The 11,909-nt window shown below is 43.2% G+C and carries 5 protein-coding genes; 3 read left to right on the top strand and 2 right to left on the bottom strand.

Annotated features, from left to right (window positions below):
- Window positions 1–63 precede the first annotated feature (63 nt).
- The 3 genes from glpX to ACOQO5_RS14195 all read left to right on the top strand — a co-directional run bounded on the left by glpX (window position 64) and on the right by ACOQO5_RS14195 (window position 8,116).
- A complete protein-coding gene (gene glpX / locus ACOQO5_RS14205) occupies window positions 64–1,014 on the top strand; it encodes a class II fructose-bisphosphatase (protein ID WP_420582349.1) in 951 nt (316 codons plus the stop codon).
- Between the two features lie 216 nt (window positions 1,015–1,230).
- Complete coding sequence (locus ACOQO5_RS14200; RefSeq protein ID WP_420582348.1) at window positions 1,231–7,494, top strand: MBG domain-containing protein; 6,264 nt, start codon at window positions 1,231–1,233, stop codon at window positions 7,492–7,494.
- Window positions 7,469–8,116, top strand: a complete 648-nt coding sequence (locus tag ACOQO5_RS14195) for an MBG domain-containing protein (RefSeq protein ID WP_420582347.1) — start codon at window positions 7,469–7,471, stop codon at window positions 8,114–8,116. The genes ACOQO5_RS14200 and ACOQO5_RS14195 overlap by 26 nt, the downstream gene beginning before the upstream one ends.
- A 67-nt stretch (window positions 8,117–8,183) precedes the next feature.
- Here ACOQO5_RS14195 and ACOQO5_RS14190 read toward each other — a convergent pair whose 3' ends face one another.
- Together ACOQO5_RS14190 and ACOQO5_RS14185 are read right to left on the bottom strand one after the other, a co-directional pair.
- Window positions 8,184–10,898, bottom strand: coding sequence for a CHAT domain-containing protein (locus tag ACOQO5_RS14190; protein ID WP_420582346.1), 2,715 nt, complete (start codon window positions 10,896–10,898; stop codon window positions 8,184–8,186).
- A 4-nt stretch (window positions 10,899–10,902) separates the two neighbouring features.
- Complete coding sequence (locus ACOQO5_RS14185) at window positions 10,903–11,874, bottom strand: hypothetical protein (protein WP_420582345.1); 972 nt, start codon at window positions 11,872–11,874, stop codon at window positions 10,903–10,905.
- Between the last annotated feature and the right edge of the window lie 35 nt (window positions 11,875–11,909).

Here is an 11,909-nt window from a genome sequence, read left to right as displayed (position 1 = left end):
TCCAACTAGAATAAAATCATTAAATCTTATTCCAGATTGAATGGTGAGTCATAGTTTTGCTGCATGACACAACAAGAGCAATTGGTTGAAGACCTGAAAAAAGTGGTATGCACGGCAGCGGCAGCGGCAAAGGACTTTGTGGGGACTGGGGAAAAGGAAGCAGGTGATCAGGCAGCAGTAGACGCCATGCGCACTGCATTCGAACAAGCTCATATGGATGCTGTTGTTAGAGTGGGAGAAGGTGAGAAGGACGAAGCACCCATGCTTTATGTTGGAGAGAAACTAGGAAATGAAAAAGGTCTGAAATTAGATATAGCCGTGGACCCGGTAGAAGGCACCTCCCTCATGGCTGCCGGAAAACCCAATGCTATAGCTGTAGTGGCTGCTACGGATCAGGGTGGTTTTTGGGATGCAGGCAGTGCCTATTATATGAAGAAAATTGTGGTAGGAGCAGCCGCGAAAGGGGTGATCGATATCAATAAATCCACAAAAGAAAACCTACAGGCGATTGCCAAGGCTTCAAACCAACAGGTGTCAGACTTGAAGATATATGTTTTGGACAAACCAAGACATGTCCAGCTCAGAAAGGAAATAGAAGCCTGCGGTGCCACTGTTGATTTACACCCTGAGGGGGATGTCATCGGTTCGGTTTTGGCGCTTTTGCCAGATAGTGAGGTAGATGCTTTGATGGGGATCGGAGGTGCACCTGAGGCGGTGATTACGGCAGCGGCCGTTTTAGCATTGGGTGGAGACATGCAGGGCCAACTGGCACCTCAGCAGGGGGAAGAGCGAGAAGGGCTTTTGTCGGAAGGCACGGACATTGATAAAGTCTTGATGTTGCACGATTTGGTCAAAACTGACTGGGCGGTTTTTGCTGCGGCCGGAGTGACTACTGGCGAACTGCTGGATGGACCTAAAGAAACTGCCAGTCAGGAAATGCTCGCCGAGTATTTGATGATAGGCCCTGGGTCTGGCCAAATAGACAATGACTTTTACAGCGTGCCGACTGATTAGCTGATTTTAATTGAAAATTGCAACCCTCAGAGGGTTTGTTCTGTGGGTTGGTTTTGTTGCCTTTTCCAATTTTACTTCTGAATAGCTAAAAAATACGCAGAAATGAGTATTGTTTTAATATGTTCTCTCTGCTAAAATTACCGCCGATTTAATCTTTGGCTTATTAGGAATTTTGTGACCTGCCTTGGCCAGATTAAATTTTAAAAAAAGATTTTAATGGAAGGAAAGAAAAAGAAAAAGGAGTCCCTTTTCAGGGGAGTCCTGTGCATGGTATTGATGGGGTTGACTCATTCAATTTTTGCACAAAATGTAATCAGCGAATACAGTAACAAAGTAAATGCAGCGGTCAATGTGGTGGCTATCGATGAGGCCGGAGATCGAATTTATCTCGCAGGTGATTTTGACAAAGCTGGAATAATTGGCCAATATGGGTCAGCCGTCAATAAGTCGGATGGTTTGTTGCCCAGCCATTTCCCCGCACCCAATGCGATAGTATATGCCAGTTTGTCTGATGGAGAAGGGGGATATTACCTAGGCGGAGCCTTTACCAAAGTAGGGAGTGAGGATCGGCAATACCTGGCGCATGTTCGAGCAGACGGAACGGTATCGGATTGGGGCAAAGACTTCAATTTGGATGGGACTGTAAATAGTTTGGTTGAAAAAAACGGTGTCATCTATGTAGGTGGCAATTTCAAATCCTATGGAGGAGAAGTAGCCAATAGAGCCTCTGTGCTGTCTTTAGATGAGGGTCAGCTGACTGGGTCATTCCCAAAAGTATCAGGAACAGTCTACACCACAGTCAGCGACAATGAAGGCGGCTGGTTTATTGGTGGTGAGTTTTTGACTGTGGGAGGTGAACCAAGAAAAAATATTGCTCACATCAATGCAGAAGGTCAAGTGTCCGAAAAGTTTGCTGGGGCTTCTTTCGATTATGCAGTGAAGTCATTAGAAATCTATAATAATAGACTTTATGCTGTAGGAGATTTTACGGAATATGAAAGTGGAGAATCCATAGTAAGTGGAGCAGCCTTGGTGGATGAATTGGGCAAAATAAATTCTTCCTTTCCGAAAGTAAACGGAGCGGTATATTCGGTTATTTCTGACGGTCAGGGAGGATGGTATCTAGGCGGCAGTTTTAATGCGGTGGGTGCTAAGAAAAGAAACAGAGTGGCGCATGTGGATGCTAGCGGCACAGTTACTGATTTTTTTAAAGACTATGGGTTGAACAGTGATGTTCGAACCATGTATTTGGAAAACGACGAGTTATATCTTGGAGGAAATTTTACTTCAATTACCGATGAAAATACCATCTCAGGAACTAAAGGTGCTGAAATTGATGCAGATGGCACACTCAGCCAGGGCTGGCCAGCAGTAAATGGTACAATCTGGGCGACAGTCTCTGATGGACAAGGCGGTTGGTACATTGGTGGTCAATTTACCAAAGTCGGCAATACAACCAGAAACCGCCTCGCACATCTTACTAGTGCAGGAGAATTGAGCGACTGGAATCCTAATCCAAACAATACGGTTCAAACCTTAGAGCTGTCAGATGGTACGCTGTATGTAGGAGGCTCGTTTACATCTATCGGAGGTACTTCACGAAATCGAATAGCAGCGTTCAATGTGTCCACCGGATCCGTTACTGCTTGGAATCCGAGTGCTAGCGGAACGATATACGATATAAAGCTAGAAGGTTCATTGGTCTACGCGGTAGGTAACTACGGTAATATCGGCGGCCAATCAAGACTGCATGCAGCGGCGCTTGATATTGCTACAGGTCTGGCCACGGATTGGAATCCAAGTCCCAACGGAGCTATAAATTCTATCGATATATCGAACACAAGTGCTTTTGTAGGAGGATATTTCACATCTATTGGCGGGCAGTCGAGGTCTCATTTAGCAGAGATTAGTACTACTACCGGATTAGCTACAGCATGGAATCCTGCACCTGATGACCGTGTAAACGATTTGACTGTTGACAATGGGATCTTGTATGTAGGTGGGCAATTCACGACCATTTCAGGTCAATCAAGAAATCGAATAGCCTCTTTTACTTTGGGCGACGGTCTTCTGACCGCATGGGATCCAGATGCCAGTTCGTCAATATCCAAGATTGAAATATCCGGTGGGGTCGTATATCTTGGCGGGGGGTTCACGACGATTGGAGGAGAAAAAAGGAGGCATGCCGCTGCGGTAGATGCATCTACTGGTCTGGTTACTTCGTGGAATCCAAAAGTGGATGCCGGAGTTCAAGCCTTAGGGATTTACAATGGCAAAATTTACCTTGGCGGTGGTTTTAACTATGTTGGATTATATGCAAGATATCGATTGGCTAAATTTGATTTGACGACTGGTCGATTGAGTAAATGGGATGCTGGTATACTTAGCAATTCAGTGTACGATCTGGAGGTGGACAACAATATTGTATATGCCGCAGGTACATTCTCTACAGTTGACGGGAATGCTAGAATTGGTTTGGCTTCATTCGATGCCATTACCGCAGAACTCCAACCTTGGAATCCGAGTCCGAATACCGCGAATTCTCTAAAAATAGCATCAACTTCCAATGCCATATTGGTGTCAGGTCAGTTTAGCTCTATCGGTGGTGAAAGTAGAAACTATATCGCAGCGGTGGACAAAGCTATAGGTTTAGCTACTGCCTGGAATCCAGATGCCGATGCTACTGTAGTGGATGTAGTGTGCTCTGATACTCATGCCTACGTGGGCGGGTCATTCACCCACATCGGGGGAGAGGATAGAAATAATTTGGCGAAAATAGACTTAATCACGGGTTTGGCCGAGGCCTGGGACCCTGCACCAAATGGTTCGGTGACTCAATTGAAACTAGTAGAAAATCAATTGTATGTAGGCGGTGGATTTAAAAAAATTAGTCATCAGTCTCATCCTTACCTGGCCAAACTAGATGCTGCTTCTGGAGAACCAGGAGATTGGTACCCCAGTCGTTCTGGAGCGGTGTATGGGTTTGCTGAATTTGATGGCCATATCTTGCTAGGGGCCGCAGACGAATCGGTATGGGGAAGTTATAACCGAGAGAATCTGATGGCATTCGATGTCCAGAATGGAGAGGTCTTGCCTTGGCAAGTGGATACATATAATGTTATGGACATAGATATTCATGCTGGAGAGTTGTATTTAGCAGGTGGATTTACCGTGGTAGATGGTATGACCAGAAATCGAATAGCTGCGGTCGACGCGATGACCGGAGAGTTATTGGATTGGAATCCAAATGCCAACAACAGCACTTCTACTGTTCATGTTGCCGAATCGGTGGTTTATGTGGGAGGTCATTTCACCAACATTGGTGGGGCCGATCGTGAGCGAGTAGCAGCCATAGATCGAACTACTGGTCTGGCCACGAGCTGGAATGCTGATGCAAACAGCGATGTGCGCTGGATCAAAGAGCACAATGGCAAAGTGTATATGCATGGAAATTTTAGCACCATATCAGGTACTAGTAGAAATCGATTGGCAGCAGTAGATGCTACTACTGGTGTGCTCGATGCTTGGGCGCCAAATTTGAGCGGCACCATCGAAACAGCCATTTTTCATGAAAATGCCATGTACATTGGTGGTCAGTTAACTGCAGTAGGAGCTGAAAGCATCAATAATCTGGTAGCTTTTGACTTAGAAACGGGTTCGTCTATAGGCTGGAATCCGGTCACAAACAATAGAGTTTATAGTTTAAGCGCCAGCGAAAATGAAGTGCTGGTGGGCGGTGCTTTTGGTGCTATTGGGGGAGAAAGTAAGAAATATGCCCTGGCACTTAGCGCAGAAACCGCAGAAGTGCAAGCCTGGAACCCTGAGCCAAATGGACAAGTGCAGGCTATAGTTGCTAATGATACTCATGTGTACCTGGGTGGTACCTTTTCGCATGTTGGATCTTCTTCAAGGAAAGGATTGGCTGAAGTAGACCTGATAAATGGCGCGGCAACCGCTTGGAATCCAAACATGGATCAGTCAGGCGTTTATGCCTTGATGCTAGATGGGACTGACCTCTATGCGGGAGGAACATTTACCACGATTGGTGGCACCGACAGAAATAGATTGGCCAAATATGCGTTGTCGGATCATTCGCTTAGCGACTGGAATCCAGGAGCCAACAGTACAGTTTATTCCATTAACAAATATGGGGCTGATATTTTAGTAGGCGGTCAATTCTCGCTGTTGGATGGAGAATCTCGTAGTAGACTAGCCAGTGTGAGTGCAACGACTGGTACAGTGACCAGTTGGGACCCTTCTCCTAATGGTACGGTAAGAGATATTTTAGTGGACGGTTCAGCTGTTTATATCGGAGGGTTTTTCACTTCTGTTGGTGGCACTGCTAGAAATTACCTGGCGGCTTTAGATGCCACTTCCGACGCTTTGTTGTCTTTTGATCCATCACCAGACAGTCATGTCTATACTTTGTGTGATGACGGGGATCAAATGTTTGTTGGCGGTAATTATAAATCCATGGGAGGAGCAAGTTCCAGCAAGCTAATGGCTTTGGAGTTGAGTACTGGGCTAGTCACTGATTGGGCGCCATCTGTTACAGGTACGGTTTATGTGATGAAGATTCTTGATGGTCAGCTATTCGTTGGTGGAGCCTTCAGTGAAATCGCAGGGGAAAGCAGAACAGGATTGGTCACCTTTGATTTGACCACTGGCGATTTGACTGCCTGGGACGCTCAAGTCAACTCAAAAGTGACCTGCCTCGCCGAATCTGAGAATAAAATATATATAGGAGGTAACTATACAAGTGTAGGAGGTCAGAGTAGACAGCGAGTTGCTGCCGTAGGCCGAGAATCAGGTGCACTAGACCCTTGGGTGCCGGAATTTCCAAACCAGCTTGTTCACAGTTTAGACATTGTAGATGACAGACTAATCATAGGCGGTGAGTTTTCTCAGGTCGGAGGAGTGTCTAGGCCTTATCTTGGAGCCATTGATATTCATTCAGGTACTTTGGATTCGTGGAACCCTAACGTAGGAGGAATCGTGAGAAAAATAAAGCTGATTGATGATAAACTACTCATTGGTGGAGATTTCCAACACTTTGACCTCATTGATCAGAAAAATTTGGTGGCGCTAGACCCAACCTCTCTGGAGATAATAAATTTTGATCTCAACATTACTGGCCGTGTATATGATTTTGACGTGATGAATGAAAAACTATATATCGCAGGTGAACTCTATAGAGTGCAAAGTGCACAATTAAACAATAGATTTGGCATGGCTGCCGTAGATTGGTCTTCTGGAGCTTTAGCAGATTGGAAAGCAGATGCTGGAAATGGTGCAGTCTATGCTCTGGGGACTGTAGGAAATAGACTCTATGCAGGAGGCGCTTTTTCAACTGTTAATGGAATTGCTACTAAATACTTTGCTGGCCTCTATGGCTATCGACAGGATCAAGTAATAGACTTAACAGAAATAGGCACCAAAACCTATGGAGATGGACCGTTTAATATCGAGTTGAATTCAAATACTGGCGAACCAATTTCGCTTTCAACTTCAGACGCGGGTATCATAGATTTGTCGGGCATGGAGGCATCGGTGCTTGGTGCTGGTGAAGTAGTAATCTCTGCATCGCAACCTGAAAATGAATATTATAAGCCAGGCTATGTGGAAGAGATGGTGGTCGTAGCCCAGGCGGACTTAAATGTCACCGCTGATGATTATGAGATTAGTTATGGAGAGGCTATTCCTGACCTGAGTATGACTTATGATGGGTTTGTAAATGACGAATCAGTGTCAGATATCACCCCGCCACTCCCTGTAGTAGATGCAGATGGTGTTGGTGAATACTCGATAGAGTTGACAGGAGGCGAATCGGATAATTATAACCTAATACTTCAAAATGGAACTTTGACCATAGATAAAGCCGAATTGATCGTCACTGCTGAAAATAGATCTATGATCTACGGAGACCCAGAACCGGAATACACTTACGCCTACGAAGGTTTCGTAAATGATGAAACGGCCGAGGAACTGGATAACGAGCCTAGTGGTGTTTCACCGGAAGAAGCAGTAGGAGACGCAGGAGCTTATGTGCTGGCTGTAAATCAAGATGGGACGGACAATAATTATGAAATTGTATATCAGGATGGAACCCTGACTGTAGAGAAAGTCACGCTGACCGTTGTACCAGAGGATCAATCTGTCATTTATGGAAGTGCTATTCCTACCTTAACTCAGCAAATTACTGGGTTTGTTGGAGAGGAAGACGAATCGGAATTGACTGCAATGCCGGTATTGAGTACTAGTGCTTCGATTACTTCTGATGTTGGTGAATATGACATCACTGCTTCGGAGGCTGCAGCAGTCAATTATGATTTTGACTACCAAACAGGCTCGCTGACTATCGGGAAAGCCTCACTTTCTGCCCAGGTCAAGGACCAATCGAAAGTATATGGAGAAGAGCTCACAGTTTTAAGTGTGAGTTATTCGGGTTTTAAGAATGGCGATACGGAATCTGAATATTGACGTATTGCCCCAGGTGGAAACTGATGCTACAGCCAGTAGTGAGGTAAGTTTGTATGATCTTTCATTGACAGGCGGTTCAGACAATAACTATACTATCGAACTTGATCCTCGGGTAGGGACTTTGACCGTCACTAAAGCACCTTTGACTATTACTGCGGATGATATTACACTGAGCTTAGGAGATGATATTCCAGCGTTAACAATGACCTATGATGGTTTTGTTTTAGATGATACTGCCTCGGATATCGAAGCGCCTACCGCATCTACAGATGCTCAGTCAGACGTCGCCGGTATTTATGATATCGTATTGTCCGGGGGCTCTGCCAACAATTATGAATTGACGCTAGTAAATGGAGTTTTGCAGATCAATGAAGTATTGAGTGCCATGGAAAATCCAGCGCATTCTATACAAATTTACCCCAATCCGGTATCGCAGTATGTTATGATTTCTGAGGACGTAGAAGTTCGGTCTTTGGTGGTGTATGATTTGAGAGGGCAAGAAGTGCTGGCATTTCATAGACCCCAAAAACGTTTTGATATTTCAGGATTAGATAATGGAGTTTACCTACTTAAGATTGAAACACCAGAAGCCAATCTCATAAAGAGAATACAGAAAAAATAATTGAAATTGAATGGCTTGAAAGTTGTACTAAAATGCAGCAATAAGCCATTCAAATGATATTCTAGAGTTATTCCCCAATTAACACAAACGGCGCCCAGTAGTAAGGCTTGCTGTATTTCTCATCATTGATCAGTGAAAGCTTGGCCATGCGTAATGCTCCGCTAAAAGTGTTGTAGGTTGACGAATACAGGTGGTTGTTGTAAAAATCAATCATCAATTGAGAGGTAGAAGCATCTGATACGGTCCATAGCGAAACCACCAGATTTTTGGCACCTGCATAGAGCAGTGCTCTGGATAAACCAATGATCCCTTCACCTTTTGAAATCTTACCCAATCCTGTTTCACAGGCACTCAAACAAACCAGATCAGCATTGATGTCGATATTGTAAATGTCACCCGAATACAAACTGCCGTCTTGCAAGAAGATTCTTGAAAGATTAGGCTCAGATTCATTCACCATGCCATGGGTGGCAAAGTGGATGTACTTATACTGTTTGATATCGTCATTGGTAATGTTGGTTTTTGTGGCGTCAGCTTCTACGAGCAGATTAGCTTTTCTGCTATTGGCTTTGAACAGGTACTTTATTTCATCTATTTCGGCTTTGGATCCTGGCAAGTCACTTAACCTACCGGATAATCCCTGATACTTTTGATTACTAAAATTGATGGGTGCCACCAATAAAATATCTTCTGTCTCACCCTGGTAAGCATCTATTTCCTTTTTTCGCTGTGCAAAAAGTGTAGCCGAGTTGTCGTAGCTGACATTATATTTTTTGATTAAAAACGGCATTTCACTGTACTCAACTTCTCCTTCAAGTTTGGCATCTGTTACCAGCGCCTCAAAAGGAATAGTGGAAAGCCCGCCTTCAGGAATTATCAAAAGTTGGTTGATCTCACCATTGATTTTCATAGGAAAAAGTTCGGAATACAATCGCTGAGCTGTGGATAGAAATGATTTTTTAACATCGTATTTCATAGAATTTCTAAGCCCTAGCACTTGTTTGTCAAAGTCGTCTGCTTTGGCTTCATTGAAAACCTGAAACTTGTTTTGAGTGACATAGAATGTGAAGATTCTGGTGTCTGTTATAAAATGTGTCACCAAAGCGGTTTTTGAGCCAAGGGCAACCTGTAGTTCGGGTAGTCCGATGTGCTCTATGTTGAATTTCAAGTTGTAATAGTTAGGATAGTCTGCTTCAAGTTGGCGAACGAATTCATTGTACTCATTATTTAGCGAAAGCAATTCTTGTTTCAAACCTGCTTCTTTATCAGGCTCCTGGTTCGTAGCCAATTTTTGCTCATGTAAAACGATGTCAGACTTCAGCTCACTCTCCTTTGAAATTAAATCTGACGGAATACCCGAAAATTCTTTGGCATTGGTATCTTGAATCGCCGAAAGCAAAACGGCAGATTTACTTTTCTCAGCAAAGTAGAAAGCCTTTTCCAGATATACTTTTGGTTTAAGCACTACTTTACTCATTTGATAGGACAAAGAAACACCGGCCTCATAAATTTCAGAAGCTTTTGCACTCAGTGAAATTTTATCCTTTTCACTCAATCTGATTTGGCGAATGTGGCTGACCAGCTCATCAGCTTTCTCTAGTGTGTTGAGCGCTGCGGTAAGATCCCTGAATTTCAGCGTCTTGTTGTAGTGGAAGGTTTCAAAGGCATCAGATTTCTGCTGTAACGAGCTCAATAGAATATCTGCATTATAGTAGTTTTCAAGTTTGGGGTTCTTATAAATATCTGCAAGGTCTTGATCTGCTAAGTTGGCATAAATAGCTTTTTGAATAGTTTCAATAGCCATTTTGTATTTGCCTTGTTTTTGATAGATGTCACCTTTCAGATTGTAGATGTTCGCGATTTCAGGATGTTTCTCTCCATAAAGTCTTTGATACATGCCCAAGGCCTGATCTTGATATTTGATGGCTTCGTCAAACTCCTGCTGATGGTAATAGACATTACCAATACTAAATGCAACAAAAGCCTTACTTGGGTGATCGCCTTCATGTAGGCTATTCCAAATTTCAGAAACTCGATTTAGGCTTTCCAATGCTTTAGGGTAGTCTTCCTGGGCATCATATTGCAAAGCGAGATTATTGAGAACTACAGCTACCTTAGGATGGTTTTGTTCATACAGTTCCTGATAGATTTTCAGTGCATTGTTAAAGTAGATGACTGCAGCAAAACCATTCACTTCCGAGTTTACCAAACCGATATTGTTGTAAGTATCAGCGACTGCAGGGTGGTTTTGCCCATAAATTTCTTCTCGTATGTTGAGTGCGTTTTGAAGATATTGTAGAGACAGGTCTGTATTGCCGTTGTTCCAGTAGGCGATCCCCAGATCGTTGTAGCAATTGGCTTTTTCCTTAGAGGCTTCTACTCCGGCAGTTTCAAATAGATTTTGTGCTTTCAATAAATATTCAATCGCCTCACCGTTTTGACCTAAATGAAGATAAGCATCTCCTTTTACACTATAGTTTTCGGCAAGGAGTAATGTGTTTGCGGATAATTTTGACTCTATCGCATTACACATTTTCAAACCTTCTTTGGCGTTGCCTAGTCGAGTATTGACTTCAGCTATTCTCAACTGGCATTGATTGGCAGACATCCCGGATAGTCCTTCAAAAACAGTTTCATATTGACCAAGCGCTTCATTGTAGTCGCCAGATTCAAAAAGCGCTTCGGCTTTTTGGAATTGTTCGTTGTATTCTAATTCCTGGGCATTCGATAGGGAACAGGTCAGACAGATAAGGACAAGTAAACAAAATTGTTTTTTTCTCATGTTTCTAAAATCTAAATCCATAAGCGACTATAAATACTTGAACCCTTGTCAATCCATCAGGGTTTACTTCTCTGTCTGTGATCTTATGTCCGTATGATAACTTGATGCTATTATTTACATCCATGTTGTAAGTAAAACTGGTGAGCGCTGTAAGAGCCAGTCCTGTTGTTTTGTCTACTTTTTCATATTCTCCAGTTTCTGGTTCTTTAATTTGATCTTTCGTAATTCTATAAATTGGCAGTAATCCAATATTAAAACTGTAATTTGAGAATCTGAAATTGCGTTCTATTCGAAACATAATATCTGTTCCTCTTTTCAAATCATTGGCATGGTCATACTTCCTGACATATTCCGGGTCAGGGTATTCATCCCAGTCAGGACTCCATTCAAATTGGTTGCTATTGGCTGTTAATGCCATTTGAATTCCCGTGGCAAATAACCATTTGGAGGAAATTATGGAAGCGCCTGCTACAAAATCATAGCTCCCAAGACTTGTTTGATAGTACATTGGCAGAGGGGTGCCTTTCGACCACTTAAAGACTTCTCCATTGGACTTCATATTCCCATCATTACTAGGAATTTTACCACCAATAGTTACGTTGAGATCAAATTTCTCATTGTCAATAATTCTCTGAGTAGCACTCAGTGAAATATCGCCCATGCCCTGCGTGTTGTCAAAATTACCTGTTACCCACTGATAGGGAAGTTTGATTTGAACTCCCAAATTTTTGGTGATTGAAAAGGAAGCATCAATGTTCGCAACATTAATCATAGGAGAAAGCGTTGATTCTCCTCGGTAGTAACTTACTTCTATGCTTCGCAATTTCAACTCAACCTTTTTGTTGAAAGCTTGGTCCGGTTTCATGGCACCCATGGTGCAGAAACCTGCATCACTGCAGCCTTGAGCAAGCGCCTGATTTTCAACCATTAGCCCATTGATCAACAATAGCACAAACCCTAAAATTCTTTTTTCCATATCTCGAAATTAATGGTTGTTTTGTATTGCTAAAA

Source organism: Reichenbachiella sp. (assembly GCF_965223055.1).
In the GTDB taxonomy this organism is placed as follows: Bacteria; Bacteroidota; Bacteroidia; order Cytophagales; family Cyclobacteriaceae; genus Reichenbachiella.
This window is presented reverse-complemented; position numbering and strand designations above follow the sequence as displayed.

Bases quoted from the DNA above. Each gene is read 5' to 3' on its own strand.
- ACOQO5_RS14190 (WP_420582346.1), bottom strand. From the start codon at position 10,898: ATGAGAAAAAAACAATTTTGTTTACTTGTCCTTATCTGTCTGACCTGT.
- ACOQO5_RS14195 (WP_420582347.1), top strand. From the start codon at position 7,469: ATGGCGATACGGAATCTGAATATTGACGTATTGCCCCAGGTGGAAACT.
- glpX (WP_420582349.1), top strand. From the start codon at position 64: ATGACACAACAAGAGCAATTGGTTGAAGACCTGAAAAAAGTGGTATGC.
- ACOQO5_RS14185 (WP_420582345.1), bottom strand. From the start codon at position 11,874: ATGGAAAAAAGAATTTTAGGGTTTGTGCTATTGTTGATCAATGGGCTA.
- ACOQO5_RS14200 (WP_420582348.1), top strand. From the start codon at position 1,231: ATGGAAGGAAAGAAAAAGAAAAAGGAGTCCCTTTTCAGGGGAGTCCTG.